Raw genomic sequence first — 26,586 nt, forward strand, 5'->3', positions numbered from 1 at the left:
CTCCACTCGTTCTGTGGCAATATTCCGCCGAAGGAGTACGAAGGCGCCTTCTTTAAGGCGCAGGAATCTGCTATGTCATTCGCAAGTTCGCAGGAATCGTAGCCTCCAAGATTCCCGGGGCGGTCCACGGACCGGACTCACACCGGCAAGCGACGACGAGCTTACGAACAACAGGATCCACCGCTACGTCACGGCTTCACCTCCCGTCCTGCTGGGCGCACGAGTCATCGAGGCCAAGGGAAGGCGCCACACCGGGGCCGATCATGTCCCGCAACCGCATGGCGGCCTTGGGCCCTGAACGGTTGTGGTCGAGAAAGAAGCGGAAAGAGCGGGACGCGGCCGTCGGCTATCACTTATGTCATGACATCCCGCAGCAGTTGAGACTGCTCTGCTGGCCGATGAGGCGACCCGAAGGGCGGCGCGGGAGGCCCTGGAGGAGTTCGAAGCCCGCCAGGCCGCCGCGGATGCTGAAGACCGCACCACGGCCGCCGAGGTCGCCAGCGAGGGGCAGCGTGAATACGACGCTGCGACAGGCGGTGACGAACCTGCAGGACAGTTTGATGACGAGTCACAACTTCCACTGGCACCTCATGGCATTACCCAGGACAACTTCGTGGCGATCCGCAGGAGAGCTGCGGTTCGACCTGTGAGCTCGCACAGATGAAACTTGCGGGAACATCCCATTCCCGCAAGTTGATAGCAGCCACGAGTGATGCAACAGATCTGGTTTTCTGGATTTGATTTTCTAGAAAATAGAAAATGGTAAGCTGGCTGCGTGACTGTCGAGAGTGGTGTGGTGACGCCTTGTAAGCACTGTGGGGCGGCGATTGAGCAGCGGCGGGGGAGAGGGCGGCCCAAGGCTTACTGTCCTGAGAAGGACTGTCAGGCGGCGGCCAAGCGGGAGCGGGAGTTGCGGCGCGCCACGCCTGGGCTGGAGGGGGCGCTGGCCAGGGCCGAGCAGTTGTACGACCGGATGGAGAGCGGGCTGGCGGCGGCCATCGAGCCGCTGGCCCGGGCGCTGGCCGACGAGCTGAGTCCGGCGGGGGTCGAGGCGAAGCTGAGTGCGGTGCAGGCCGAGGCCCACACGCGGGTGGCCATCGCGCGTACCGAGCGGGAGCAGGCATTCGAGCAGGTGCGGCTGGCGCGCGAGGCCGCGGAGCACGCTCGCAGGCAGACGGCCGAGATGCGGGAACGGCTCGAAGAGGCCGAGAACGAGCGGGAAACCGCGTTGGGCGATGCCGAGCGGGCCCGGGAGCAGGCGTTGGCCGCCTTGCGGGAGGCGGCGAGCACCGAGCGGCAGGCGCTGCAGGAGACCGAGAAGGCACAGCGGCGGTCGGAGCTGGCCGAGAAACGCGGCCGGGAGGCGGCGCGCCAGGTCAGGGTGGTGGAGGAGGCGCGGGATCAGGCCGTTCAGGAGCTGGCCGAGCGGGTGGAGACGGCCGAAAGGAGCGCCCGGGAGGCTGAGACTCGGGCCGACCGGGCCGCAGACGAGGCCCGGGGCATGGTCGAGAAGAACGCTGCCGAGGCACAGGTTCTGGTGGAGCGGGGCGCTGCCGAGGCACGGGAGCTCGTCGAGAAAGCCGCTGCTGAGGCGCGGGCGCTGGTCGCGCGGGCCGAAGGGGAGGCCGAGCGGGCGCGGGAGGAGCGGGATCGGGCGCAGGAGGAGGCGGCGGCCGCTGTACGCGGACGTGAGCGGGCCGAGCGCGAGATGATCGGGGCCACGGCGCGGGAGGAGGCGGCGGTGCAGGAGAGGGAAAGGGCCGTGCAACGAGCCGTCAGCGCCGAGCGGGCCGCCGCCGAGGCCGAACGCGATCGCGCGGTGTCGTTGCAGGAGGCTCGGCGGGCGGCGGCCGAGGCGGAGCTCCTGGCCGGAAAGATGGCCGAGGTCGAGCAGGAGGCCGCCACGGCGCTGGCCCGAGAGCGTAGGGCCGTCTCGCGGGAGAAGTCCCGGGCCGAGGCAGCGGTCAAGGAGCGTGACCGGGTCCGGGACGAGTCGAGGTCGGAGAGCGATCAGTTGCGGGCGGAGCTGAGGTTGGAGCGGGTGCGGCTTGAGGATCTACGGGCTGAGCTGGAGGCGGCCCGGGCCGAAGCGGCTCAGCTGCGGGAACGGGCCGTGGCGGCCGAACTCCGGTCTTCGCGGCGCTGACTCCGCCTGGTTTCTCATTGATGGTCGAGGGCGACATCGTGGTCGCAGGGACGACGATGTCGCCAACGTACGTGTCAGACAGGTTCTCGATCTGACCTGAGCTACTCGCAGGGCAGGTCGCTCAGGAGCCGATCCGCGGGGCGACGGTCACTTGCCGTCGCGTACGACCTGGATGGTCTTCGAGGTCGTGATCGGTGCGAGGGAACCGTCGTCGGTGTAGGCGCGCATCGACTCGTTCGTCACCGTGATGGTCACCGTGATGGTCACCGTGCCGCGGTTCAGCGCGGTGAGCGTCCGGGTCCGCGGGTCGAGGATCGCGGCCTTGCCCTTGCGGCGCGCCTCGTCCGCGGCCGCCTTGCCGCTGCCGATCGCCAGGTTGGCCGAGCCGCTCCAGCCGACCGACATCGGGTAGCGCAGCGGCACCACCCGCGTGCCCGCCGGCACGCCCTGCGGCTGCACGATGCTGCCCGAGAGCCGGGCCGTCTCGCGTACCCCGATCGAGTCCGGGGCCTCGAGGGTGATGGACTGCGCGAAGGCGCGGCCGCGTCGGGTACACGGTGACGACGGCCTTCGACGAGATGCCGAAGATGTTCGCCGCGATGGGCGCGCGGCACCTGCGGGAACTGCGCGGGGAGACGCTACACCCGCCGGGGATAGGCGAGACTCTCACCAGGCTGACGGCCGCAACCTCTGGCACGACGGCCCCCGGTCACACCCTCTACGGTGACCATGCCGCCTCAGAAAACACGATGCCAATGGGCCTCGGGGAACAGCCGGTGGCGGTCGGCGCTGATCACGATTTGGCCGGTCGGCAGCGAGCACGACGACCTGCGACAGCCTTGGACGCCGTCACCGCCGGGCTCTCGCTACCCGGGAAGTCTGGCCAGGCCGAGGGGCAGGAGCGGGGGCCTGGCCGACGAGGCCGTTGAGGTGGGCGTAGGCGACCGCGTGCACGCGGTCCCGCAGATTCAGCTTGGTCAGGATGCGTGACACGTGCGTCTTGACGGTCTCGTCGCCGATCCCGAGACGGTCGGCGATCTCCGCGTTACTGTACGCGCCGGCGAGCAGCAGCAGCACCTCGCGTTCCCGTGTGGTGAGGAGGTCCAGATCGGCCGGAGGCGGGGGAGGGGCGATGCCGTCGGCGAGACGGGCGCTGAGACGGCGGGTCACCGAGGGGTCGATGAGGGCGTCGCCGCGCGCGGCCACCCGGACGGCCGCGATCAGTTCCTCCGGCGGCAGGCTCTTCAGCAGGAATCCGCTGGCTCCTGCCCGAAGGGCGCGGTGGACGTACGTGTCGTGGTCGTAGGTGGTCAGCAGGATGACCTTGGTGGCGTTGGCCGGGTCCGCGAGGATCTCCTCCGTGGCGCGCAGGCCGTCGAGCCGGGGCATGCGGATGTCGATGATCGCGACGTCGGGACGCAGCCGGAGCACCTCGCTCACGGCGGCCCGGCCATCCGACGCCTCGCCTACGCAGGCGAGGTCGGGCTGGGTGTCCAGCACGGCGCGCAGACCCGAGCGGAACATGGCATGGTCGTCGGCGATCAGGACGCGCAAGGTCATGAGGGGCCCAAGGGGAACGTCGCGGTCGTGGTCCAGGTCCTGCCGTCGGGTGCCGGTCCGTAGCTGGTGGAGCCCGAGAACACGGCGGCACGGCTGCGGATCCCCTGCAGCCCCCGGTGCGGCGAGTCCGGCCGGGCACGCACCCGCGTGCCGAGGAGGTTGGAGGTGGTCACGGTGAGGCTGGCGGAAGCGTGGCGCAGCTCGACCTCCGCGACACCGCCGGCGCCATGCCGCAGGGCGTTGGTGAGCATCTCCTGCACCACCCGGTACACGGCGATGTCCAGCGACTCCGGCAGCGGAGACGGGACGCCGTGGACGGTCACCCGCACCCGCAGGCCAACGGCGCGCAGGGTGTCGAGGAGGTCGGGAAGGTTGTCCAGCCCGGGCTGGCTGTCCTCTCCCGACGGGTTGCCGTGCAGGACGTCCAGCAGCCGCCGCAGGTCGAGCATCGCCGCCCGGCTGGAGGTCTCCACGGCGGTCAGCGAGTCCGCCAGGTCGGGAGCGCCCGGTGCCGCCGCTGCCCGCAACCGGGCCACCCCGGCGTGGACACCGATGGCGCTCACGTGGTGGGAGATCACGTCGTGCAGGTCGCGGGCGATGCCGGCGCGCTCCTCCGCGATGGCCGCGGCCAGGGCCTGCCGCGCCTCCGCCTTCTCCCGCTCGGAGCGCTGTTCCAGCTCGGCGATGTACGCGCGTCGGGCGGTGGTGTACCGGCCGACGAGCCAGGGCAGCAGCGCGCTGGCCATGGGGGAGAGCACCAGGTGCGCCTGTGCGAAGTTCGTCTCGCTGAGGATCGGTCTCACGAGGATCCCCGCGACCAGGAAGAGGAGGGACACCACCGCCGGCCACCGGTCCAGCCAGGCACCCACCCGGTAGGCGGAGATGAGCAGGCCCGCGCTGTTCAGTGAGGGCGGCAGCGCGTTTTCGGGGGTCAACAACGTGCCCGCTGCCTGGACCGTCGCCTGAGCGACGGCCACCACTCCCGACAGCCGCGGTGCGCTGGCCAGGCCGGCGTCCACCACGACGATCGCCGCCAGCATGGCCCAGCGCCATCCCGCCGGAAATGCGGGGGAGCCGGTGGAGTGGGCTAAGGTGAGGGCGTCCACCACCAGGGTGACCGCGGCGATCACGATCGCCTGACGGGTCAGAGGCCCATTGACGTCGATGCGGACGGACCCGGCACCAGGCCCGGCACGTCCCTCCCTGTCGGGCACCGGCACCCCCTTCTCGTTCACGACCTCCCATGATGCCTGGTCGGCGGCGGCGGCCGAGTCCCCCGCCCGGGGGACCCGCATCCCCTGGCGCCGTGACGACAGGGGCGGGCGGCCTCCCTAGGCTGCCCGCACGATGAACGACTCCGCCGCTCGTACGAGGGAGTACGACAGATTCCCGCGCACGGCTCCTTACCTCCGGCCTGCCCGTCCGCTCCGTCTCGGTGCCGGGCTCGCCGTACTGCTGACCGGTGTGACCCTGATGCTCGCCTTCAGCCCACAGGCCGGGGCGGACTCCACCGGCGGCGACGTGCACGTCGCCCAGACGCTCGGCGACCGGGAGCTGACCGTCATCCTGCGCCGGGTCACCGGGGTGCCCGGACCACTGCACGTGGACGTGATCACCCACGCGGGCACGCCCGCCGGCGCCCTCAACCTGGCGGCGGTGCCCACCGGGGTCTCAACCTCCGCGTCCGCGGCCTCGGCGTCCGGCACGACCGTCGACACCGCCGTGGTCACGCTGGGGAGCCGGCCGGGGACCTACTCCGCGGTGCTGGACGTCACCCAGGCCGGCCCGTGGGAGCTGTCGCTCAGCGACGAGAAGAGGACCGCGACGATTCCGTTCATCGTGCCGAAGCAGACCACCTCGCCCGCCGAGGCCGCGGCCTACCTGGGCTTCTCCGGCGCCGGGGTGCTCATCCTCGTCACCGTCCTGGTCGCCGTACGGGCGCGGCACGTCTGGTGGACGCTGGTGCCCGCCGGCGGGCTCGTAGCCTGCCTGGCCGTGGCGGTTACCGGCGCGCTTTTGTCGTCCCAGTTGCCGCTGCCGCCGTCCCAGGGCGGCCAGGTGGACGCCACCATCGACGGCGTCAATGATCCCTACGCCTACGTCGGTCAGCAGACCAGCGACTACTCGCGCCCGCCAGCCACACTGCTGCTGTCGTCTTCCACGGACCGGGCGGGCGAGGCCGCCGAGCTGCGGCTGACCCTGTCGGACGCCGCCACCGGCCTGCCCCTGAACGACGTCGTCGTCCACGACGGCGCGCTGATGCACCTGCTGATCATCGGCCCTTCGGGACGATTGTGGCACCTGCACCCTGTACGGACCGGACCCGGCCAGTTCGAGGTTCCCTTGTCACTGCCCGAGGCAGGCCATTACGCGGTCTCCGCTGAGTTCGCCCGGCGGGGCGGCGGCGTCCAGCAACTGCGCTCCGCCACCGGCATCGACGTGGTGTCCGGCGCCGGCGCGCGGACCACGGCCGGTGACGCTCCGTCGCGGGTAGGGACCGGTTCGCGAACCGTTGCGGGGGTCGAGGTACGGCTGACCGCGTCGCCGCTGGTGGCGGGCAAGGCCACCGTCCTGACCGCCCGCGTGGGGGACACGGCGACCCTGCAGCCCTGGCTCGGGATGCTCGGCCACCTGGTCGTCGTCGGTCCGGTCTCGCCCACGGCAGCGGTGGGGGCGGAGACGCAGAAAGCCCAGCTCTGGGCCCATTCCCACTCCATGGGCGCGATGCCGGACAGTACCCATGACGTGAGCGGCACGCGGGAGACGTCGCACATGGGGACGCATTCGTCGCCGTCATCGTTGCCCACCTCCTCCTCGGAGACGCACTCGATGAGCGGGCTGACCTCCGTCAACGGCGACAGCACCGCCGATGAGACCGTCGCCGCCTACGGCCCCGACGTCGCCTTCGTCTACACCTTTCCGGCCGCCGGCCACTACCGGGTCTGGATCCAGGCCGAGCGCGACAACACCATCCTGACCGTTCCCTTCCTGCTCCACGTCACCGGCACGGAGGACAGGACCCCATGAGCCCGTCCGGTCGGCGGTTGCTGGTGGCCGCGGTGGTCGTAGCGGCGATCCTGCTCACCGCGCTGTCGGTTCATGCCCTGTGGGCGCCGTGGTCAGGTGGGACGCGGCCCGCGTCCGACTCCGTCCCGCCTGGCGCGGTGACCCTCACAGGCGGCACCGCCCACGATGTGGTGACCCTGACGGTTTCCGCGCCCGTCACCGGAGTCACCCCGGTCCATGTCCGGCTCGTACCGCGCGACGCGGCCGTCCGGTCATCACCGGTCGTCACAGTCTCCGCGGCGCTGCCCACCGCGGGCCACGCAACACCCGACTTCACCGCCGTGCAGGCCGCGGACAACAGCTACCACGTGGCCGGCCTTCCGCTGATGATGTCCGGCCGGTGGGAGTTCCTGGTCGCCATCGACGGCGACGGACGTCACGGGCGGCTCGTCTTCCCCTTCACGGTTTCCCCCTGATCGCGTACACCCTTCGAGAAAGGCATGTCCGATGGATCCCGTTCGCGCAAGTGCGCCCCCGTCCATCCGGCCGCCGGCCGGCGTGGCCGGCGCGTACACCGTGCTGGCCGGAACGCTGATGTCGACGGTCGGCATCAGCTGGGATGTGCAGTGGCACATCGAGGTCGGCCCGGACACCTTCTTCACCCTCCCGCACCTGATCCTGTACGCCGGCAGCGCCATCGCCGGCATCGCCAGCCTGGTGATGGTGCTCCGCGCCACCTTCGCCCAACGGGCCGGGCGCCCCGCCGACCCAGCTGTCGGCGGCAGTCCGGTCCGGGTTCTCGGCGGCACGTTCACCGCGCCCCTGGGATACCTCGTCGCCGGAACCGGCGGCGCGCTGTTCCTGCTCTACGGGCTGCTCGACCTGTGGTGGCACTCCCTGTACGGCTTCGACGCCGTACTGGACTCCCCGCCACACGTCGCCCTGTTCATCTCCATCAGCCTGACCATGATCGGCAGCCTCATCGCCTTCGCCGCCGCCCGCGCGCAGCGCTGGGGGCGGATCGGGCTCGTCGTCAGCATCCCCGTGCTGGTGACGTTCACCCCGATCACCACGTACGCCTTCCAGAGAGTGGCCCTGCCCATCGACCCCAAGCTCGCGGGCACTGTCTTCTTCGCCGTCTGCTTCGTCCTCATGGGAGCCATCACCCTGCGTCGCCGGCGGGTGGCCCTGTCCATCGCGGTCGTCCTCGGCGCCATGCAGCTCTTTCTCTGGTGGTTCTCGCCGTGGGCCACGAGGGTCTACGCCGGCGACGTCGGGCTGCCGCTGCGGGACAACCTCAGGGACATGGCGCCTGTGCTCCCGGCCGGCATACCGATGTTCATGCTCGCCGCGGCCCTGGTGATCGAGGGGCTGCTCTGGCTGGGGCGCGAGCGGGGCTGGTCGGCCCGCCGGCTGCCGCAACTCGTCGGCGCCGCCGGCGGCGTGGTGGTGAGCCTGTCCATGCTGGTGCAGACATCGATGCTGCGCGGAGGAGGGGGGAGAGGGCCGATGGGCCAGACCACCCCATCGGCGACCACAGTGCTGATCGACGTGATCCTCGGGCTGGCACTCGGTGCCCTGGCCGGCCACCTCGCCGCCCGCTTCGCCGTCCTGCTGCACCTCAACACGCCCGCCGCCGACCAGGAAAGGCGCTGACCCGATGCACGTCCGAACGTACCTGCCGTCACGCCCCCGACCGGACCGCGCCACCCGCCACGCGCCGAAGCACCGCGCCCGCAACCTGCTCCTCGCCGTATGCGTCATGGGAGCCGTGATCCCGTTCCCGGCCCCCTCCGCCCAGGCCCACGCGCCGGCGGCGGAGCCCGAGCAGGCGTACGCGCCGGTCGAGGTCGTCCACACCGAGCAGGTGCAGGCCGGCCCGTACCACCTGACCGTGGGCTTCTCCACGTGGCCGCTGCGCGCCATGCAGTCGCTGGACTTCACCTTCGCCCCCGACGGGGGACTGATCGGCAAATCCGGCACGCTCAGCATGACCGGCCCCGGCATGGAGAGGGGCAAGCGCAGGGCGGGCCCGCTGTCCCGCCACCCGCGCAAACGGTCCGTCTGGGGTCTGGACGTCCAGTCGCTGCCCACGGCCGGACGGTGGAGCTTCACCTTCGCCATCAACGGTCCTCAGGGGCAGGGAACAGGCACGCTCGACAACGTCACGGTCCTGGAGCAGCCCGGCCCGCCTCTGGCGCTGAGCTGGGCCCTTTGCACCCTGCCCGTCCTCGGACTGATCGCCTCCCTGGCCGTCGCCTGGCGACGTCACCGACCTTCCCGTCATCTCGCGGCGCTGGGCGTCTGACGAGGCCGAACCTGGAAAGATCAGACCATGGATGACAAGACCGAAGGGCAACTGCGTGTCATCCGCACGGTCATCGCGGTCATGCGACAGCCGACATCTCAGCGTGGCTGTTCGGGGGGCTGGGGACTCGATGCGAAGATCGCCGCCCGCACCATCACCGGCACCGACCGCAAGCGCTTCCTGCACCCTCGAAAAGCACATGTTCCCCGACCGGCCGAGCCGTACTCGGCGCCAGATGAGCCCGCAGGGTCGTTCAGGGTCTGCGGCCATGGAAGGTGCGGCGCAGGTCGCTCACCCAGGCGTCGGGGTTCTCCCAGGGGATGAAGTGGCCGCCGTGGTCGTGGGCGTTGACGTTGACGTGGTTGAACCAATCGGCCTGCGGGCCGGTCTTGAACGCCCGGACGCGCTCGTCGGCGGTGTGGATGCCGGGCGGGTTCTCGTACGTGACGAAGGTGAGGCCGACCGGGGCCTGCACGACCGGGGTGCGGTCGTGGGCGGGGGTCCAGGGGTAGCGGTTGGCGTTGGCGTAGTAACGCATCGACGTGGCGATGGAGTTGTTCACCCAGTAGATCGTGGCGTGGGTGAGCAGGTCGTCCTTGGTGAAGACGGACTCGACGTCGCCGTCGTTGTCGCTCCAGGCGTTCCAGCGCTCCAGCAGCCAGGCGAGCAGTCCGGCGGGTGAGTCGCTCAGCCCGTGGGCCAGGGTGGCGCCGTCGAGCATGTGCACGGTGAGGTGGGACGCCGAGCGGTGGTCCAGCTCGATGATGCGGGCGCGGACGTCGGCGGGCTGGTCGTCGGTGAGGGGGCGATTCCGGGCGAAGTCCCAGGCGCGGGGGCCGGTGAAGAAGTCGAGCGGCAGCCCCGAGCCGATGTGGATGCCGTACAGCTCGTCGGCGTACTTGTGGCCGAGCTGGCTGGAGACGATCCCGCCGATGTCGCAGCCCCCGGCGGCGTATTTCTCGTATCCCAGAGTCTCGGTCATCAGGGTGTGCCAGAGGTCGGAGACCTTCCAGAAGTTGACGTCCGGAAAGCCGGTGAGCGGGCCGGGGAAACCGAAGCCGGGCAGGGACGGCACGATGACGTCGAACGCGTCGGCGGGGTCACCGCCGAACGCGGCCGGGTCGGCGAGCGGGTCGATCACCTTCGACCAGTGCCAGAACGTCCACGGCCAGCCGTGGGTGAGGATCAGCGGGATCGGGCGGGGACCGCGACCGGGCTTGCGCATGAAGTGCACCGGGACACCGGCGACGCTCACCTGGTAGTGCTCGTGGGTGTTGATGGCGACCTCGGCCTTGCGCCAGTCGTAGCCGTCGCGCCAGTAGGCGACCAGCTCACGCAGATAGCCGTCCGGGACGCCGTAGGACCAGTCCTCATTCCCCTCGTCCAGCGGCGGACGGGTCAATGTGAGACGGGCGCGCAGGTCATCGAGGACCTCGTCGGACACATGGATCGGGGTGGGCTCCAGGGGGAAGACGTGCGGGGTGGTCATGCCGTGGTTCCTTACCGGGTACGGGGAAGCGGTGCCGTCGGCCTGTTGGATGGCCGGGCGGCGAGCCGGACCATTATTTCAAGCAGGCGCCGCCTGCCGGTGGTGCGGGTCGAGCCGGCCGGCCAGGCGACCGATGCCCTCCTGCCGTCGCCACTCGACCACCTTGACACGCCCGATATCCTGTCCCGACGATCATGAGAAGTCAGATGCCGATACCCACAAACGGCGGGAACGTCATACATGGACAGTGTCGAGATCGACGAGGGCTTGGTGCGCTCCTTGCTGCAGGAGCAGCATCCGGACCTTGCGAGGCTGGCCATCCGGGAGGTTGTGGGCGGCTGGGGCAACCAACAGTGGCGTCTTGGAGACGAGTTGGTCGTGCGCATGCCGCGCATGGAAAGTGCCGCGAACAGCCAGCACAACGAGCGCCGGTGGCTGCCCGTCCTGGCCCCGCGCCTTCCGCTCCCGATCCCGGTCCCTGTGCGGATCGGTGAACCGTCCGCGCGCTTCCCGAGGCCCTGGACCATTATGACGTGGGTTCCCGGCGAGCCGCTCGACTGCACCACGATCAGCCGCGGCGACCACGCGGCCGACACTCTGGCGGGCTTTCTGCGGGCGCTCCATGTGGAGGCGCCCGCAGAGGCACCGGCCAGTTCGGACCGCGGCGGTCACCCCAAGGAGTGCACGGGGGGCTTCGAACACTTCTTGCAGGCCGTTGACCCTGGCAACCTCGCCCCCGACGTCGGGGCCGTCCGGGCGGTCTGGGACGATGCCGTTGCCGCCTCCGAGTGGGAGGGGCCGCTCGTATGGCTGCACGGTGACCTCCATCCCGCGAATGTCGTCGTCTCGGACGGGACGCTCTCGGGCGTGATCGATTTCGGTGACATGTTCGCCGGCGATCCGGCGTGGGACCTCGCGGCCGCGTGGGTCCTGCTTCCCGCGGGCGCGGCCTCACGGTTCTTCGACCTGTACGCGCATGCGGACCAGGCGACGATCCGGCGCGCCCGCGGACTGGCTGCCATGAAAAGCCTGTTCCTCCTGCTTATGGGCCAGAACGGAGATCGGGGCCTTCCTGGCGGCAAGCCGGCATGGGGGCCCGCGGGCCGGGCGGCGCTCGATCGTGTGCTGACATCCAGCCCGGATTGACCTCCAATGGTCGGGTCAGTCGCCGTAGACGGGGTTCTTCGCCACGCGTTTCTCCGACACCAGCAGGCGTACCGCGCCCTGCCGGTAAGGCTCGGCGGCCCAGACGATCCAGTGGTCGCCCACCTTGGCGGACCGCTCGCGGGGATTCACCGAGAAGCCCTCCCCATTGGGGGCGGGTTGGATGATCTGGTACATCACCTCCAGGCCGCGTTTGCGCGTTTCGGCGAGGACCTCGGCGACCGTGTGGCCGTTCGGGTCGTAGCCCTCAAGTGACTCGCCCTTCCTGCCGGCGTCCGCGTTGTTCTGGTACGACTCCGACGGTTTGGCCGGGCGCCCGATATAGATCGTGCCCTTGCCGCTGAAGCCCTTGGTGACGGTGACGGTCAGGGCGCAGCCGGGATGCCCATAGGTGCAGCCTTCCGGCTCCAGGCCCCCTCCGAGGCGGTCCTTCCGCGTAGTGCCGTCGAAGCCCAGCCGGAAGATTTGACCGACTCCCGTGGGGGAAGCAGGCCGCAGGACCAGGGCGACGTCCAGGCCCAGCGCGTTGAACGCTTCGGTGTAGAGGGTGTGGTCGGCGAATGGGTCTATGATCCTGGCCACGTACTCGTCGCCGCGCAGTTGGACGTCGATGGCGGAGTTGGCGTAGGCGGTGGGGTAGAGGTCCTGACTGATCAGCGTCGGTCCCGCGACGACCGCCGTGGCGACCGCGGCCGCGGTGAGCAGGCCGGCGAGCACAAGACGGCTGCGGCGCCCGGCGGCGGGGGCGGTGGCCAGAGCGTTCAGGAGGCGGTCTTCCTGGGCGGTCAGGGCGTCCGGCGTGGGCGGGGGCACTTCGGAGCGGAAGTGTTCGAGCTCGGTCATCTCATTCATGGACGGGCTCCTCGCTGATGATGGCCATGGGGTTGACTCCTCCGAGCTCTTTGCGCAACCTCTCCCGAGCCCGGTTGATGCGCGAACGCACGGTTCCGAGGCGTACGTCCAGCGCCTCCGCGACCTCCGGATAGGTGAGTCCGGCCCAGGCGACGAGGAGCAGCGCGTCACGGTGGCCCTGGGGCAGCGTCGCCAGCGCCCCCGCAAGGCGGCGGCGGGAGGCCTCGGCGCTGACCCGGTCGTCGCTGCGGTCGGTGAAGGGAGCCGTCACCGGGTCGGTGCCCGTTCGTTCCAGGACGCGTAGCTGGTGCAACTCCGTACGCAGGTGGCGGCCGATCAAGTTGGTGGCGATGCCGTACAGCCATGGGCGAGCATTCGGGTGAGTCGCGTCGTAGCGCCTGCGCTGGCGAAACGCCGTCAGGAACGTCTCCGCCACCACGTCGTCGGCGGCGTTCACCCCCAGCCTTCTGGTGACGTACCGGGTGATGTCGGACGCATGTCGACGGAAAACCTCGGCGAAGGCGTCTGGTTCATGCAAGGAACGTTTGATATGGGAGGCGTCATCGCCCTCCGCCCGGCTCATGTCGCTCATGTGTGGCCTTTCGGCAAAAGATCAGGACAGCAGTTGTTGCCAAGTCGGAGGCATGCGGTTCCCGAGTCTCTCGAACGGCGTCGGCGCCGCGGCCCAGCAGCTCCGATCTCGGCCCATGTTCGGTTCCTGGGCGTGTGGGAGGTCGAGGAGGATGGGCCGCGCGGGGTGCATGAGCTCCGCGACGCTGGTGATGCCCTGGTCGGTGTGCAGGGTGAGGTCGGGGGCGAAGGCACCGGCCGGCACGTGGTGGCCGGTGCCGGGCATCGGGTAGCGGATGTCGGCGCCGGCGACCAGCGCTCCCATGCGGCGCAGCGGCTGCTCGTCGGCGAGCAACTCCTGGAGGACCTCCCGCAGCGCTTCGGCGGCTCCATGAGCCGAAGCCCCCGGCTCCGGAGTCCGGGGCCGGGGGTGCCGGTCAGAGTTCGGCCAGGATCTCGATGTCCTCCGCCGTGGCGTCGCGGACCAGCTCGAACGCCGACTTGGCCGCGGACATGTCGTGTGCGGCCTGGCGGGCAGCCGAGGCCGGGGTCGCGGTGCAGACGATCTACTTCGTTTTCGGCAACAAGCGCGCCCTGCTGAAGGAGCTGGTCGACGTCACGATCGTGGGCGACGACGAGCCGGTGGCCACGATGGACCGGCCGTGGTATGTGACGGCGCTGGCCGCCGGCACCGCCCAGGAGATGGTGCGCGCCTACGTCGCGGGCACGACCGCGGTCCTGGAACGCGTCGCGCCGATCATCAAGACCGTGGAGGCGGCGGTCGCGAGCGACCCCGAGGTCGCCGCGCTGTGGCCGCACGGCGTCGATCTCCGGTATGTCGTCAAGCAAGGTGCGGCCAAGGCGCTGGTCGGCAAGCCCGGGGCGCGGCCGGGGCTGGCGGAGGAGGAGGCCGCCGACCTGCTGTACGGGCTGCTCAGCCCCGAGCTGTACCTGCTGTTCGTACGGGAGCGGGGCTGGTCACGCGAGCGCTGGCAGGAGTGGGCCACCCGGACGCTGACCGCCCAGCTCTGCTCCACCGCGCGTCAGGGCGTTCCCGCGGTGGAGCGGGCGTAGCGGGCGGTGAGGGCGCGGATGTGGTCGATGAGTTCCGGCGGCTCGACGACCTCGAAGTCCAGATCGAGCAGGCCGATGTGGACGGCGATCGTGTGCAGGCTGTCCGCCCCGGTGTTCAGCACGCAGGTGTCGGCGTCCACGGCCTCCACCACGCCGACGGCGGGGTTGATGCGCTCGCTCACGACCTCGGCGGGCGCGTGGACGACGATCCGGGAGCGGTGGCGCCAGGCGGCGGCCGAGACGCCCCGCGCGACGTACGCGGCCGCGCCGCCCTCGGGTGGATCGCGCGGCGGGAAACGCGGCCCGGTGGGCACGCGCGGCTCGACGCGGTCCACCCGGAACGTCCGCCAGTCGTCGCGATCGACGTCCCACGCGACCAGATACCAGCGGCGGCCCCACGCCACGAGCCGGTGCGGTTCGACGGTCCGCACGCCCGCCGAACCGTCGTGGGCCCGGTAGTCGAACCGCAGGCGCTCCTGGTCCCGGCAGGCCGCGGCGAGCGCGGTCAGCACGCCCGGGTCGACCTCGGGGCCGGGACGGTCGGCCGGCACGGGCTCGGTGTAGACCTGCAGCGCGTTGACCCGGTGCCGCAGCCGGGAGGGCAGCACCTGCTCCAGCTTGGCGAGCGCGCGTACCGAGGTCTCCTCGATGCCGGCGACGCCGCCGCCGGCGGCGGTGCGCAACCCGACCGCCACCGCCACCGCCTCGTCGTCGTCGAGCAGGAGCGGCGGCATGGCGGTGCCGGCGCCCAGCCGGTAACCGCCGTAGGTGCCCCGGGTCGCGTCGACCGGGTATCCGAGGTCGCGTAGCCGATCGACGTCGCGGCGCACGGTCCGCTCGCTCACGCCCAGCCGCTCGGCCAGGGCCGTGCCGGACCAGTCCCGCCTGGCCTGCAACAACGACAGCAGGCGCAGCAGCCGCGCCGAGGTCTCCAACATGTTTCCCACTGTGCCAGGACTTCAGGACAGAGGTTGACCGGAAGGGTCCGTAGTGTTCTTGCCATGAGCGAAAACCACGAGATCAAGCCCTTCCGCATCGACGTTCCGCAGGCCCGGCTGGACGACCTGCGCGACCGGCTCGACCGCACCCTGTGGCCTGACGAGATCCCGGGCGCCGGCTGGGACTACGGCGTCCCGGTGGACTACGTGCGCAGGCTCGCCGACCACTGGCGCGACGGGTACGACTGGCGCGCTCATGAGGCCGAGATCAACCGCCACCCGCAGCTCACCACCGAGATCGACGGGCAGAACATCCACTTCCTGCACATCCGCTCGCGGCACGAGAACGCCCTGCCGCTGATCCTCACGCACGGCTGGCCCGGCTCCATCGTGGAATACCTGAGGGTCATCGAGCCCCTCACCGACCCCGAGGATCCGGCGCAGGCGTTCCACGTGGTGATCCCGTCGCTGCCCGGCTTCGGCTTCTCCGGCCCGACCAAGGAGCGGGGCTGGAACCGGTACCGCACCGCCAGGGCGTGGGCGGAACTGATGCGGCGGCTCGGCTACGACCGCTACGGCGCGGCGGGCAACGACGCCGGCTCGTTCGTCGCGCCCGAGCTGGGGCGGCATGATCCCGAGCATGTCGTCGGGGTGCACGTCACCCAGCTCTTCTCGTTCCCGTCCGGCGATCCGGCCGAGTTCGAGAAGATCACCCCGGAGGAGCAGAAGGGGCTGGAAGTGCTCCAGTGGTTCTACGACAACAAGATGTCGTACAACACCCTGCTCTCGCAGCAGCCGCAGACGCTGTCGTACGCGATCTTCGACTCGCCGGTCGGGCTGCTGGGCTGGAACTCGCAGCTCTTCGGCGACGGCGTCGACGCCGACTTCATCCTGACCAACACGATGCTCTACTGGCTGACCGGCACCGCCACCTCGGCCACCCGCTTCTACTACGAGGACGCGCACGCCGAGCAGCCCAAGGGGCCCACCACCGTCCCGACCGGCCTGGCGATGTTCGGCGGCGACTTCGTGTCCATGCGCACCTTCGCCGAGCGCGACCACCAGAACATCGTGCACTGGAAGTCGTACGAGCGCGGCGGCCACTACGCCGCCCACACCGTGCCCGACGTGCTCGTGGACGACCTGCGCACCTTCTACGGCGAGCTGCGCTGACCGCCGGAGGGGGCCGGCGGTTTAGAGTGCAGCGCATGGCCCCCTCCTCAACCATCCCGGGACGGGCCGGCACGGTCGCCCAGGACCTCGGCGCCGCGCTGCTGTGCGTCCTGGTGTTCTGGCTCCCGCTCGACCCGCCGGCGCAGGCCGAGACGGTGCTGATCGCGATCCTCGTCGTCGGCCTGCTGGTCAGGTCGTGGTCGCCGCTGCCGGCGTTCGTCCTGGTGGCCGCGGCCACGCTCGCGGGCGCGGCGGCGGGCATGGCGGACGACCCGTTCCTCGCGGCGGCCTGGACGCTCTACCCGGTGGCGCTCAGGTGGGGTGGCCGCAGGTTCCTGCCCTCGATCCCGGTGGTCCTGGGCGTGGTCATCGGCCTGCTCATGGTGACCGGACCCGCCGGCGCGGAGGCCGTGGTCCGGTACGCGATGATGAGCCTGCTGGCGCTGACCGCGGCATGGGTGCTCGGCGCCCAGGTCCGGCGCGGCAGGCAGGCCGCCGAGCAGGCGACGCGCGCCGAGAAGGAGCGCGCGGTCGCCGAGGAGCGGCTCCGCGTGGTCAGGGAGGTGCACGACGTCGTGTCACACTCGCTGGGCACGATCGCGATCACCTCGGGGGTGGCGTTGCACGTCGGCGGCGACGCCGAGGCCATGCGCGGCAAGCTCGCCCGCATCGAGTCGGCGAGCAGGCGGGCGCTCGACGAACTGCGCGGGGTGCTGCGGGCGGTCCGGGACGGCGGCGAAGGGGCCGAGCGCCACCCGCGGCTCGGCGTCCCCGACATTCCGGAGCTGGTCGAGCGGTCTCGGCAGGCCGGGCTGCCCATCGCGTTCACCATGACCGACGTCACCGGCGTGCCGCCGGCGGTGGGGCTGGCGGCGTACCGGATCGTGCAGGAGGCGCTGACGAACGTCGCCCGGCACGCCCCCGGCGCGCACTGCCGCGTGAGCGTCAGCGGCGCCGGCGGTACGGTCCGCGTCGAGATCGACGACGACGGCCCGCGAACCGCCCCCACGGGCGGCCACCCGCCCGGCTACGGCCTGATCGGCCTGCGGGAACGGGTCGAACTGCTCGGTGGCTCGTGCACCGCCGGGCCCCGGCCGGGCGGCGGGTTCACCGTCCGCGCCGCGATCCCGCTGGAGGCCGCCGATGCCTGACCCGGTCACCGTGGTCGTCGCCGAGGACGAGGACCTGCTGCGGGCGTCACTGCGGGAACTGGTCGACAGCGATCCCGCGCTGGTCACCGCCGCGGAGGCGCGCGACGGCAGGGAGGCGGTGGCGGCCGCCGACCGGCTGCGACCCGGCGTGGTGCTGATGGACATCCGCATGCCCGTCATGGACGGCCTGGCCGCGACCGCCGCGATCTGCGCCCGGCACCCCGCCACCAGGGTCGTCATCCTCACCACCTTCGACCTCGACGAGTACGTCTACGAGGCGCTGCGCGCGGGCGCCGCGGGATTCCTGCTGAAGAACACGCCACCGGCGGAGATCCTGCGGGCGATCCACATCGTGCACGAGGGCAACGCCATGCTCGCCCCCGAGGTGACCCGGCGGATGATCGCCGAGCTGGCCGACCGGCGCCCCGGGCGGGCGGCCGGGGCGGCGCGCTTCGACCTGCTGACCGCGCGGGAGCGTGACGTCGTGGCCGCGATCGTGCGGGGGATGTCGAACGAGGAGATCGCCGCCGCGCTGTTCCTCAGCCGGGCGACGGTCAAGACCTACCTCAGCAGACTGTTCGTCAAGCTCGACGTGCGTGACCGCACGCAGCTCGTCATCCTCGCCTACGAGTCGGGCTTCGTCGACACCCTGCGCTGAGCGCCGGTGTCAACCTTTGGCCGATGCGCCGTCCGGCACGCGACGGCCACCCTGGACCGGTGATCGAATTCATCGGCCTCACCAAGCGCCACGGCAGGAAGCTCGCCGTGGACGACGTGAGCTTCACCGTCTGTCCCGGCCGGGTGACCGGGTTCCTCGGGCCGAACGGCGCGGGCAAGTCCTCGACCCTGCGGATCCTGCTCGGTCTCGACTTCGCCGACGCCGGGACCGCGCTGGTCGGCGGCCGGCCGTACCGGGAGATCAGGAACCCGCTGCGCACGGTCGGGTCGCTGCTCGACGGCAGCGGCGCCCACCGCTCCCGGAGCGCGCGGGCCCACCTGACCTGGCTGGCGTGCAGCAACGGCATCCCCAGGTCGCGGGTGGGGGAGGTGCTGGACGTGGTGGGGCTCGCGGACGTCGCGGGCCGGCGGGTCTCGACGTACTCCCTCGGGATGGGACGGCGGCTCGGCCTCGCGGCGGCGCTGCTGGGGGAGCCGGAGGTGCTGGTCCTCGACGAGCCGGTCAACGGTCTCGACCCCGTGGGCATCCGCTGGATCCGCGGGTTCCTGCGGGCGTACGCGGCCGAGGGGCGTACGGTGCTGCTGTCCAGCCACCTGATGGGCGAGACGGCGGAGACCGCGGACGACCTTGTGGTGATCAACGCGGGCCGGATCGTCACCCGGGGATCGGTCCAGGAGGTCGTCGGCGGGCACGCCTCCCTGGAGGAGTCGTTCTTCGCTCTCACCGAGGGGCTGAGCCGGTGAGGGTGGTGGCCGCGGAGTTCCGCAAACTGCTCACCCTGCCGTCGGCGCTGGTCGCGATCGGTTTCACGGTCGCGGCTATGCCGGGCCTGGCGGCGCAGACCGCGAGCCAGATCGCGGCCCGCCTCGACGCGGGCGGCCCCGAGGTCGTCGGCACCGTTTCCACGCTGAACGTCGGCTTCTATCTCGTGCCCTTCGCGGTCATCGGACCCATTGTGCTGGGCATCGTCCTCGCCGGCAGCGAGTACACGCGGGGCAACCGGGACACCGACGGCGGCCGGCAGATCACCGCCAGCCTCACCGCCGTCCCCGCGCGTGGCACGCTGCTCATGGCCAAGGCCTCGGTGCTCGTCGTGCTGTCCGGCGTGCTGGCGGCCGTCGTCGTCCCGGCCACGATCTGGCTGACCCAGACCGTGCTCGGCGAGCACGGGCACACCTGGGACGAGCTGGCGGGTACGCTCGGCTGGCGGGTCGCCGGGGCCGTCGCCTACTGGGTGCTGATGTCGCTGCTCGCCTTCGCCGTCACCTTGGTCGCCAGGAGCGGGATCGTGCCGATGATCTTCTTCGTCGTCAACTCCTCGATGGTGTCCTTCTCGTTTCTGCTGACCCGGGCCACACCCCTGGCGAAATACCTGCCCGATGTCGCGGGGACGCAGATGTTCAGCCCCGACTACCCGGCGGAAGGCATGCTCGGCCCGGTCCCCGGCGGGCTGGTGATGCTCGCCTGGACGGCCGGGCTGCTCGCCGTCGCCGCCCTCGTCCTCACCCGGCGGGACGCGTGACGAGCCACCTGTGGCGGGTCGTCGCCGCCGAACTGATCAAGCTGCGCAGCCTGCCCGCCGTGCCGGCCACCGTCGGCACGACGGTCGCGGTCACCGCCGGGCTGGCGTTCGTGGCCGGGCGGGCCGGCGTCGACTCGCCCGCGGACGTGGCGTTCCAGGTCATCACGTACGCGCAGGCCGGCTTCATCCTGCTCGGGGTGCTGACCGTGGCCGCCGAGTACGGTGGCGGCCCGATCCGCACCACCCTGGCCGCCGTCCCCGGCAGGGTGGCGTTGACGGTGGCGAAACTTGCGGCGTACGTCCTGATCGCCGTGCCGTTCGCCGCGGTCACCGTCGTCGCGGCCTGCCGGGTCGCCGGCCGGACCGGAGTGCCGGTCGGTGCCACCGCCTACCTGGTGCTGGTCGGCGCGCTCGCGTTCGCCGTCGCGCTGCTGGTCAGGGGAGTGCTCACGGCGCTGGGGATCATGCTGACGCTCGCGTTCGCCGTCTCGCCCCTGCTCGCCACGCTCACCGAGTACGCCGCCTACCTGCCCGACCTCGCCGGAGCACGGATGTTCCGCCCGGGACCGCCGGACGTGCTGACCCCCGGTCAGGGCGCGGTGGTCATGGCGGCATGGGTCGTCTGCCTGCTCGGCACGGCCGTCGCCGCCTTCGCCCAGCGCGACGCCTGACATCCTCCCCCGCCCTGAGGGACAAGGCGGCCCATCATTTCGCTTCAACCCACGAAATCTTCGGTTTTTCCAGCCACGCCTTGAGCGTGAGCAACCCAGGGTGCTGCTCGCGCAGCGCCGGGATGTCGGCCTCGTATCCCGACTCCCCGAGCCAGAGCAGCATCCGCGCCTCTGAGTTCGTCCGGTCCGCGAGGTCACAGCCAGCCGCGCGACTCGGCCACGCGGACGGCCTCGGCGCGGTTGCGGGCGCCCGTCTTGCCGATGGCCGAGGACAGGTAGTTGCGTACGGTGCCGTCGGTGAGGAACAGCCGCCGGGCGATGTCGGCCACCGTGGAGCCGTCGGAGGCGACGCGCAGCACCTCGGCCTCCCGCTGCGTGAGCGGGCTCGGGCCGACGGTCAGGGCGGTCACGGCCAGCTTGGGATCGATCACCCGCTTGCCCGCCATCACCCGCCGCACGGCCGCCGTCAGCTCGGTGACCGGGGCGTCCTTGACCACGTACCCGGCCACGCCCGCGTCCAGGGCCCGGTTGAGGTAGCCGGGCCTGCCGAACGTGGTCACGATGATCACCCGGCGGTCGCGCAGGCGTTCGGCCACCTCCAGGCCCGACAGGCCCGGCATCTCGATGTCGAGCAGGATGACGTCGGGGTCGTGCTCGGCCGCCGCGGCCACGACCTGGTCGCCGCGCCCGACCTCGGCGACCACCTCGATATCGGCCTCCAGCGAGAGCAGCGCCGCCAGGCCGCCTCTGACCAGGTCCTGGTCGTCGGCGATCAGCACCCGGATCATGAGGTCACCGCCAGCGGGACCCGGGCGTAGAGGCGGTAGCCGCCGCCCGCCGGCCGGCCGACCTCCAGCAGCCCGCCGGCCTGCGTGAGCCGCTCGGCCAGCCCGGTCAGCCCGCTCCCCGGGCGGTGCTGCCCGCCGCGCTGCACCCCGGCCTCCAGCAGACCACCCTCCGGGGGGCTGTTCGCCGGGGGACCGTCGTCGCGGACCTCCAGGCTGGCCGCCGTGGCGTCGACCCGCAGGTCGATCCAGCAGCGCCGGGCCCGGCTGTGGCGCAGCACGTTGGTCGCGGCCTCCCGTACGACCCAGGCCAGCAGCGCCTCGGCGGCGGCCGGGATGGGCCCGTCGGCGGGCGACACCGCCAGCTCGATCCCGGCCAGCCGCAACCCGCGCGCCGCCTTGTCCAGCTCCTCCGACAGCGCGGGCGCGCGATAGCCGGACACCGCGTGCCGTACCTCGTCGAGGGCCTGGCGGGCGGACCGCTCCACGTCGGTCATCTCGCGGGCCGCGCGATCGGGATCGGTGTGGGCCAGCCGCGTGGCGAGCTGGCTCCTGATGGTGATCGTGGTCAGCGTGTGCCCCAGGATGTCGTGCAGGTCCCGGGCGAAGCGTAACCGTTCGTTCTCCACGGCCAGTTGTGCCACCTCGGCGCGGGCCGCGTCCAGCCGCGCCAGCAGGAGTCCCATCCGCATCAGGCTGTTCACCGTGGCCGCCTGCACCGCGACCGCGACCGGCACCCACCAGATCCCGCCGAACGACACCCCCCGCAGCACCAGCGCGACCACCTCGACGATCGCCGTCACCGCCGTCGCGGCGGCGAACGCGGCCCCTGTCAGCGCGGTGGCCAGCGTGCTGACGACGAACACGAACGACACGTACGCCCACGGCGGCCCGAGCACCGGCAGCAGGGACGACGCCGTGACCAGCAGCCCGGCCACCGCCCACACCGAGGGCCTGCGTCCGCCGAACATCCGCCACATGGCGCCCAGCCAGCAGGCCGCGAACGCGGCCACCGCCGCGAGCACCCCCACCACCGGCCCGGGCCCCGGCGCCGCCGCGAAGAACGACCAGAGCGGCCAGCCCAGCAGCAGCAACCAGGCCAGCGCCCCGGCCCGGCTCGCCGCCCGGCGCGGCCCGGCCTCCTTCAGTGACATCCCCGGTATCACCGTTCCGACCGTCACAAAGCCCGACGGTAACGCCACACGGCCAGCACGGCGAACAGCAAGGTCCAGGCGGCCAGCACACCGACCGCGGTCCCGGTCGGCCACTGGCCCTCCAGCGCCCGCCAGCCCAGCGATCCCGCCTGGTAGGCGGGGCTGTACTCGGCCAGCACCCGCATCGCCTCGGGCATCGCCTGCACGGGCAACCACAATCCGCCCAGGACGGACAGGGCGAAGTAGACGGCCATCATGGCCAGGTTCGCGGCCTGCCCCCGCAGCGTGTAGCCGAAGGCGATGCCCAGGGCCGCGAAGGGCACCACGCCCACCCAGATCAGCGCCACGAGGACCGGCCAGGTCCCCAGCGGCAGCCGTACCCCGCCGAGCAGCGCGCCCGCGGCCAGCACGACGACGATGCTCGGCAGCACCCCGGCGGCCCCGCTGACCAGCTTGGCCACCACATAGCCGGAGGCCGGCAGCGGTGTCACCGCGAGCTGCCGCGCCCAGCCCTTGCCCCGCTCCAGCGCGATGGCGCCGCCGATGAACAACGCGCCGCCCAGCGAACCGTACGTGGCCATCGACACCATGCTGAAAGCGGCGAAGTCGCCCTGCTGGTTTTGCGGCACCACGTTCAGCACCCTGGTCCACAGCAGGTAGAGAGCCACCGGGAAGCCGGTCAGCAGGATCAGCCCGGCCGGGTTGCGGAACGCCCGGCGCAGCTCCAGCCTCAGGTACGAGCTCATTGCCCCGGCCCTCCCGTCAGGCTCACGAAGGCGCTCTCCAGGTCGGGGCTCGCCGTGCGGACGTCCCTGACGTCGTCGAACGTCGCGAACAGGGTGCGGAGGGTCGCGTCGGAATCGCCGGTACGCAGCACGACTGTACGGCCCTCGGCGTGCACCTGGCGGACACCGGGCAGCGCCTCGAACCCCGACACGTCGGTGCGGTCGGTCACGAAACGCACCTCCGTGCCACCGACCAGGGACTTGACGGCGTCGACCGGCCCGTCCGCCACGATCTTGCCGCCGGCGAGCAGCACCACCCGGTCGGCGTAGTCGTCGGCCTCGGTCAGGTAGTGGGTGGCGAACACGACCGTGCGGCCCTCCGCCGTGCGGGCGCGTACCTCCTGCCACAGGGCGCGGCGGCTGTCGACGTCCAGCCCCACCGTGGGCTCGTCGAGCACGAGCAGCTTGGGGTCGCCGGCCAGCGCCAGGGCGAACCGTACCCGCTGCTGCTGCCCGCCGGACAACCGGCCGACGCGCCGGGCGGCGAGCTCCGCCACGCCCGCCGCCCGCAGCACCCGCTCGACCGGCATCGCCGCCGGGTACATCCTGGCCACCGCGGTCACCAGCTCGGCCACCCGCACGTCCTCCAGCAGCCCGGCGTCCTGCAACAGCGCCCCGACCGCGCCCGATCGCAGCGCCTCGGCCGGCGGGCGGCCGAACACCCTGGCCTTTCCCGCACCGGGCTGGAGCAGCCCGAGGGCGATGGACAGCATCGTGGTCTTGCCCGCCCCGTTGGGGCCGAGCACGGCGACCGTCTGGCCCTCCGTCACATTCAGATCCACACCGTCGAGCGCCACGGTGGTGCCGTAGCGCTTGCTCACGGCCTCGACTTCCAGTGCGATTCCCATGCCGTTCAGCCTGGTCGAAGGCGGGACGCGGCTGTAGTGCCGGGCGTCAGCCGACCGGATGTGACAGATGTCAGTGGCGTGCATGCTTCACGTCGAGCCCAAGGGATCTGAGCAGGTCGAGCAGTCCGGCGTGGTAGAGCTTGGCGGGATCGCCGGTCTGCGTGGCGAGATGGCCGTAGACCTGGCCGCCGTCCAGATCGCCGCCCACCTGGGCGCCACGCCCATCGCGGTGACCAGGACCGGCACCAAAACCGACCGGCTGCTGGCCGCGGGCGCCGCGCACGTGACCGCATCAGAGCGATTCCAGGCCGCGCATCGCGAGATCCACGGCCCTCCCGGTTGATGCCAGAGACTCCTGCTCGTCCTGGCCGTACACCTCCAGGCTGGCCAGCGCAGCCGCCTGCACCGCCCCCATGAACGCGCCGGTCGCCGCCGCGGCGCTGATGGGGTCCAGCCTGCCGGGGAAGGCCTTCAGCAACGCGTCGGCGATCCGGCGTTGCGCGCCGAACATCACGTGCAGGGCCTTGGCTCGCACGGCGGGCACGGTCGCGAGCAGCCTCTGGTAGACCTCTGCCAGTTCCGGGTCCCCGGCCTGCAACCCCTGGGTGAGGTAGTGGGCGATGACCTGCTCGTAGGTCCTGCGCAGCACTTGCGGCACCGTGTCGTCCGGCGCGCGGTCAGCGATCACCTCCAGCGCCAGCCCGTAGTACCGCTCGACGTCGGCGAACAGCACGTCCTCCTTGCTCGGGAAGTAGTTGAAGAACGTCTTAGTGGCCACGTCCGCCGCCGCGGCGATCTGCGCGCCGGTGGTCTGCTCATATCCCTGCTCGGCGAACAGCCGCACAGCCGCGCGGATGAGCAGTTGCCTGGTCTGTCGCTTCTTGCGTTCGCGTAGAGTCTCTTCCATGGCTGCAATCTTACACTAGACGATATTTACAAAGTTGTATGTTTGCATGCAGCGATGGTATGCAAAGGAACATGACCCAAGGAGCATCACTTCCCCGCCTGGCGCCCGCCATCGGGCTGTTCTTCCTGGCGCCCCTGACCGCCGAGTACCTGATGGGCAACGTACCGATCACCCACGTCCAAAACATGATCGGTCTAGCCCCCCTGTACGGCGGCGGCGCCCTACTCATCCGTGAGTTCGCCCGCCGCACCGGACGCGGCTGGCCCACCATGATGACCCTCGCGCTGGCCTACGGCATGATCGAGGAGGCCTACGTCACCCAGACGCTGTGGGACTCGAACTGGATGGTCGGCGCGCACACCCTCGAATACGGCTTCATCCCCGCGCTCGGCCTGGCCGGACCATGGACGATGTTCATGGTCGGCGTGCACACGGTCTTCAGCATCAGCGCCCCGATCGCGATCGCGGAGACCCTCGCCGGCTCGCGGCGCACCACGCCATGGCTGGGTAAGCTCGGTCTCACCATCACGGGCGTGCTGTACGCGGTCGTCGCCCTGGGCGCGGGCATCGCCCAAGCCGTCTACGGCAACCATGCCTCCACGTCCCAGCTCATCGGCGCCGCAGTCGTCATCGCCGCGATCATTGTCGTCGGCGTCCGTCTCCCCAGGCACACCACCGACCTCACCCTGCTGCCCGGCCACGCCCCCAGCCCATGGGTCGCCGGTGCACTCGCCATGGCCTCCGGAGCAGTCTTCGTGCTGCTGTACGCGGTCGACCCCACCGGATTCACGCCCTGGCTGGCGGAGGCGATCACCCTCCCCGCGTGGCTCAGTGTGATCATCTATCTGGCCCTGTTCGTCACCACCGCCACCGTGGTGGTCCGCTGGTCGCACCGCGCTGGCTGGTCGCAGGCCCACCGGCTGGCACTCGCTGGCGGCGCCATGCTGACCTACGCCTGGCACTCCTTCCCGCAGAGGACCATCACCCCGATAGTTCCGCCCACCCCACCGGCCAGCCTGGCGGAAGACCTGACCAGCAACGCCGTCCTCACCGCGGGCGCGGTTGCCCTGCTGGTGGTCGCGGCTCTGCGGCTCCGTCAACCATCGGCCACTGGTGCGGGGAGCGCCGCCACCGAGGACGACAACTCCCACGCCAACAGGCCGGGGGAGCGTCGCGTGTAGGCCCTGACCTGGCCGATCGTTCAAGGATTCGAGGAGGGGCGGGGGTGTCCCAACCCGCTTTCTGCCGCCCACACCGCCATCGGCGACGACTGACTTCCCAGCCCCCTATTCCTCGCACGTCGTGATGGATGGAAACGATTTAGTCGGGGTATGGCGGCGTCTGTGACAGCAGGAAAGAGAGGCGCCGAGTGTCGGCGGGGACCGGCCGGAGTACGAACCGCGTGGCTGCCCGCGTGGCGCGGCCTTCTCCTGGTACACCTACTCTCCGACGCGGGTGCGTTACCCGTACTCGCGGGGCGTGCTGGTGGAGATGTACCGGGAGGCCAAGGCGCGGCTGGGTGACCCGGTCGAGGCGTGGGCGGAGATCACGACGGATCCGGGCAAGCGAGCCAGGTACCAGTCCGCCCGGGGCAAGGGCGGGCTGGTCAGGATTTCCTGGGATGAGGCCACGGAGATCGTCGCGGCGGCCCACGTGCACACGATCAAGGCGTACGGTCCCGACCGGGTGGCGGGTTTCTCCCCGATCCCGGCCATGTCCATGGCCTCGCACGCGATCGGCGCCCGCTTCATCTCCCTCATCGGCGGCGCGGCGGACAGCCGGTGCCGGTCTGGGACGATCTGAG

Annotated in this window: 29 protein-coding genes and 1 pseudogene; 16 read left to right on the forward strand and 14 right to left on the reverse strand. The window is 71.1% G+C overall.

Translation table 11 applies throughout. From position 1 onward, the window contains the following. Positions 1-910: 910 nt before the first annotated feature. Complete coding sequence (locus ABGB18_RS44210; RefSeq protein ID WP_347701697.1) at positions 911-2,146, forward strand: hypothetical protein; 1,236 nt, start codon at positions 911-913, stop codon at positions 2,144-2,146. Positions 2,147-2,293: 147 nt separating this feature from the next. On the opposite strand, the gene ABGB18_RS44215 is transcribed toward ABGB18_RS44210, so the two are convergent. The 3 genes from ABGB18_RS44215 to ABGB18_RS44225 form a co-directional block, all read right to left on the reverse strand. Next, complete coding sequence (locus tag ABGB18_RS44215) at positions 2,294-2,605, reverse strand: hypothetical protein (RefSeq protein ID WP_347701698.1); 312 nt, start codon at positions 2,603-2,605, stop codon at positions 2,294-2,296. A 390-nt stretch (positions 2,606-2,995) separates the two neighbouring features. Next, positions 2,996-3,706 (reverse strand): response regulator transcription factor, encoded by a 711-nt coding sequence (locus ABGB18_RS44220; protein WP_347701699.1) that lies wholly within the window; start codon positions 3,704-3,706, stop codon positions 2,996-2,998. Further along, on the reverse strand, positions 3,703-5,001 hold the full coding sequence (locus tag ABGB18_RS44225) for a histidine kinase (RefSeq protein WP_347701700.1): 1,299 nt from the start codon (positions 4,999-5,001) through the stop codon (positions 3,703-3,705). The genes ABGB18_RS44220 and ABGB18_RS44225 overlap by 4 nt, the downstream gene beginning before the upstream one ends. A 52-nt stretch (positions 5,002-5,053) precedes the next feature. On the opposite strand from ABGB18_RS44225, the gene ABGB18_RS44230 reads away from it, so the two are divergent. Genes ABGB18_RS44230 through ABGB18_RS44245 form a run of 4 tightly spaced genes read left to right on the forward strand, consistent with a single transcriptional unit; the run spans position 5,054 to position 9,020 of the window. Beyond that, positions 5,054-6,733 carry a hypothetical protein gene (locus ABGB18_RS44230; RefSeq protein ID WP_347701701.1) on the forward strand — a complete coding sequence of 560 codons (1,680 nt, stop codon included), beginning with the start codon at positions 5,054-5,056 and terminating at the stop codon, positions 6,731-6,733. Continuing rightward, complete coding sequence (locus ABGB18_RS44235) at positions 6,730-7,188, forward strand: hypothetical protein (RefSeq protein ID WP_347701702.1); 459 nt, start codon at positions 6,730-6,732, stop codon at positions 7,186-7,188. The genes ABGB18_RS44230 and ABGB18_RS44235 overlap by 4 nt, the downstream gene beginning before the upstream one ends. Before the next feature lie 31 nt (positions 7,189-7,219). Then, entirely contained in the window at positions 7,220-8,368 is a 1,149-nt protein-coding gene (locus ABGB18_RS44240; protein ID WP_347701703.1) for a hypothetical protein, read from the forward strand. Positions 8,369-8,372: 4 nt separating this feature from the next. Continuing rightward, positions 8,373-9,020 (forward strand): hypothetical protein, encoded by a 648-nt coding sequence (locus ABGB18_RS44245; RefSeq protein WP_347701704.1) that lies wholly within the window; start codon positions 8,373-8,375, stop codon positions 9,018-9,020. A 253-nt stretch (positions 9,021-9,273) separates the two neighbouring features. On the opposite strand, the gene ABGB18_RS44250 is transcribed toward ABGB18_RS44245, so the two are convergent. Further along, on the reverse strand, positions 9,274-10,509 hold the full coding sequence (locus tag ABGB18_RS44250) for an epoxide hydrolase (RefSeq protein ID WP_347701705.1): 1,236 nt from the start codon (positions 10,507-10,509) through the stop codon (positions 9,274-9,276). Between the two features lie 240 nt (positions 10,510-10,749). On the opposite strand from ABGB18_RS44250, the gene ABGB18_RS44255 reads away from it, so the two are divergent. Next, a complete protein-coding gene (locus ABGB18_RS44255; RefSeq protein WP_347701706.1) occupies positions 10,750-11,655 on the forward strand; it encodes an aminoglycoside phosphotransferase family protein in 906 nt (301 codons plus the stop codon). A gap of 15 nt (positions 11,656-11,670) precedes the next feature. Here ABGB18_RS44255 and ABGB18_RS44260 read toward each other — a convergent pair whose 3' ends face one another. From ABGB18_RS44260 to ABGB18_RS44270, 3 genes are read right to left on the reverse strand one after another with little or no spacing between them, the layout of a single operon-like run. Then, a complete protein-coding gene (locus tag ABGB18_RS44260) occupies positions 11,671-12,525 on the reverse strand; it encodes a hypothetical protein (protein WP_347701707.1) in 855 nt (284 codons plus the stop codon). Next, positions 12,518-13,117 carry an RNA polymerase sigma factor gene (locus ABGB18_RS44265; RefSeq protein WP_347701708.1) on the reverse strand — a complete coding sequence of 200 codons (600 nt, stop codon included), beginning with the start codon at positions 13,115-13,117 and terminating at the stop codon, positions 12,518-12,520. The genes ABGB18_RS44260 and ABGB18_RS44265 overlap by 8 nt, the downstream gene beginning before the upstream one ends. A gap of 21 nt (positions 13,118-13,138) precedes the next feature. Next, positions 13,139-13,450, reverse strand: coding sequence for a hypothetical protein (locus ABGB18_RS44270; RefSeq protein WP_347701709.1), 312 nt, complete (start codon positions 13,448-13,450; stop codon positions 13,139-13,141). A 104-nt stretch (positions 13,451-13,554) separates the two neighbouring features. Between ABGB18_RS44270 and ABGB18_RS44275 the strand changes: the two genes are divergently transcribed. Then, positions 13,555-14,169 carry a TetR/AcrR family transcriptional regulator gene (locus ABGB18_RS44275; RefSeq protein ID WP_347701710.1) on the forward strand — a complete coding sequence of 205 codons (615 nt, stop codon included), beginning with the start codon at positions 13,555-13,557 and terminating at the stop codon, positions 14,167-14,169. Here the strand turns inward: ABGB18_RS44275 and ABGB18_RS44280 are convergent. Further along, positions 14,139-15,107: a YafY family protein gene (locus tag ABGB18_RS44280; protein WP_347701711.1), complete on the reverse strand. Its 969-nt coding sequence runs from the start codon at positions 15,105-15,107 to the stop codon at positions 14,139-14,141. The genes ABGB18_RS44275 and ABGB18_RS44280 overlap by 31 nt on opposite strands. A 63-nt stretch (positions 15,108-15,170) precedes the next feature. Here ABGB18_RS44280 and ABGB18_RS44285 point away from each other — a divergent pair, with 63 nt between their 5' ends. From ABGB18_RS44285 to ABGB18_RS44310, 6 genes are read left to right on the forward strand one after another with little or no spacing between them, the layout of a single operon-like run. After that, the gene (locus ABGB18_RS44285; RefSeq protein ID WP_347701712.1) at positions 15,171-16,280 is read left to right on the forward strand and encodes an epoxide hydrolase family protein; all 1,110 of its coding nucleotides are present in this window, start codon (positions 15,171-15,173) and stop codon (positions 16,278-16,280) included. Positions 16,281-16,315: 35 nt separating this feature from the next. Further along, on the forward strand, positions 16,316-17,431 hold the full coding sequence (locus tag ABGB18_RS44290; protein WP_347701713.1) for a sensor histidine kinase: 1,116 nt from the start codon (positions 16,316-16,318) through the stop codon (positions 17,429-17,431). Further along, positions 17,424-18,089: a response regulator transcription factor gene (locus tag ABGB18_RS44295; RefSeq protein WP_347701714.1), complete on the forward strand. Its 666-nt coding sequence runs from the start codon at positions 17,424-17,426 to the stop codon at positions 18,087-18,089. The genes ABGB18_RS44290 and ABGB18_RS44295 overlap by 8 nt, the downstream gene beginning before the upstream one ends. Positions 18,090-18,148: 59 nt before the next feature. Then, entirely contained in the window at positions 18,149-18,853 is a 705-nt protein-coding gene (locus ABGB18_RS44300) for an ATP-binding cassette domain-containing protein (RefSeq protein ID WP_347701715.1), read from the forward strand. Further along, positions 18,850-19,632, forward strand: a complete 783-nt coding sequence (locus tag ABGB18_RS44305; RefSeq protein WP_347701716.1) for an ABC transporter permease — start codon at positions 18,850-18,852, stop codon at positions 19,630-19,632. Before ABGB18_RS44300 ends, ABGB18_RS44305 begins: the two co-directional genes overlap by 4 nt. Further along, positions 19,629-20,303, forward strand: coding sequence for an ABC transporter permease (locus ABGB18_RS44310; RefSeq protein ID WP_347701717.1), 675 nt, complete (start codon positions 19,629-19,631; stop codon positions 20,301-20,303). Before ABGB18_RS44305 ends, ABGB18_RS44310 begins: the two co-directional genes overlap by 4 nt. 34 nt (positions 20,304-20,337) lie before the next feature. Here ABGB18_RS44310 and ABGB18_RS44315 read toward each other — a convergent pair whose 3' ends face one another. Genes ABGB18_RS44315 through ABGB18_RS44335 form a run of 5 tightly spaced genes read right to left on the reverse strand, consistent with a single transcriptional unit; the run spans position 20,338 to position 23,875 of the window. Next, positions 20,338-20,466 carry a hypothetical protein gene (locus ABGB18_RS44315; RefSeq protein ID WP_347701718.1) on the reverse strand — a complete coding sequence of 43 codons (129 nt, stop codon included), beginning with the start codon at positions 20,464-20,466 and terminating at the stop codon, positions 20,338-20,340. Between the two features lie 31 nt (positions 20,467-20,497). Further along, entirely contained in the window at positions 20,498-21,091 is a 594-nt protein-coding gene (locus ABGB18_RS44320) for a response regulator transcription factor (RefSeq protein WP_347701719.1), read from the reverse strand. Further along, on the reverse strand, positions 21,088-22,242 hold the full coding sequence (locus ABGB18_RS44325; protein WP_347701720.1) for a sensor histidine kinase: 1,155 nt from the start codon (positions 22,240-22,242) through the stop codon (positions 21,088-21,090). Before ABGB18_RS44325 ends, ABGB18_RS44320 begins: the two co-directional genes overlap by 4 nt. Before the next feature lie 23 nt (positions 22,243-22,265). Then, the gene (locus ABGB18_RS44330) at positions 22,266-22,988 is read right to left on the reverse strand and encodes an ABC transporter permease (RefSeq protein ID WP_347701721.1); all 723 of its coding nucleotides are present in this window, start codon (positions 22,986-22,988) and stop codon (positions 22,266-22,268) included. Then, on the reverse strand, positions 22,985-23,875 hold the full coding sequence (locus ABGB18_RS44335; RefSeq protein ID WP_347701722.1) for an ABC transporter ATP-binding protein: 891 nt from the start codon (positions 23,873-23,875) through the stop codon (positions 22,985-22,987). The genes ABGB18_RS44330 and ABGB18_RS44335 overlap by 4 nt, the downstream gene beginning before the upstream one ends. Before the next feature lie 82 nt (positions 23,876-23,957). Between ABGB18_RS44335 and ABGB18_RS44340 the strand changes: the two genes are divergently transcribed. Continuing rightward, positions 23,958-24,218, forward strand: coding sequence for a hypothetical protein (locus tag ABGB18_RS44340; protein WP_347701723.1), 261 nt, complete (start codon positions 23,958-23,960; stop codon positions 24,216-24,218). On the opposite strand, the gene ABGB18_RS44345 is transcribed toward ABGB18_RS44340, so the two are convergent. Beyond that, a complete protein-coding gene (locus tag ABGB18_RS44345) occupies positions 24,168-24,782 on the reverse strand; it encodes a TetR family transcriptional regulator (protein WP_347701724.1) in 615 nt (204 codons plus the stop codon). The genes ABGB18_RS44340 and ABGB18_RS44345 overlap by 51 nt on opposite strands. 71 nt (positions 24,783-24,853) lie before the next feature. Between ABGB18_RS44345 and ABGB18_RS44350 the strand changes: the two genes are divergently transcribed. After that, complete coding sequence (locus ABGB18_RS44350) at positions 24,854-25,963, forward strand: hypothetical protein (RefSeq protein WP_347701725.1); 1,110 nt, start codon at positions 24,854-24,856, stop codon at positions 25,961-25,963. Between the two features lie 184 nt (positions 25,964-26,147). After that, positions 26,148-26,552 (forward strand): annotated as a pseudogene (locus ABGB18_RS44355) (molybdopterin-dependent oxidoreductase); the annotation flags it as partial. Positions 26,553-26,586: the final 34 nt, after the last annotated feature.

The sequence above is a fragment of the Nonomuraea sp. B12E4 genome, assembly GCF_039871825.1.
GTDB lineage: Bacteria > Actinomycetota > Actinomycetes > Streptosporangiales > Streptosporangiaceae > Nonomuraea.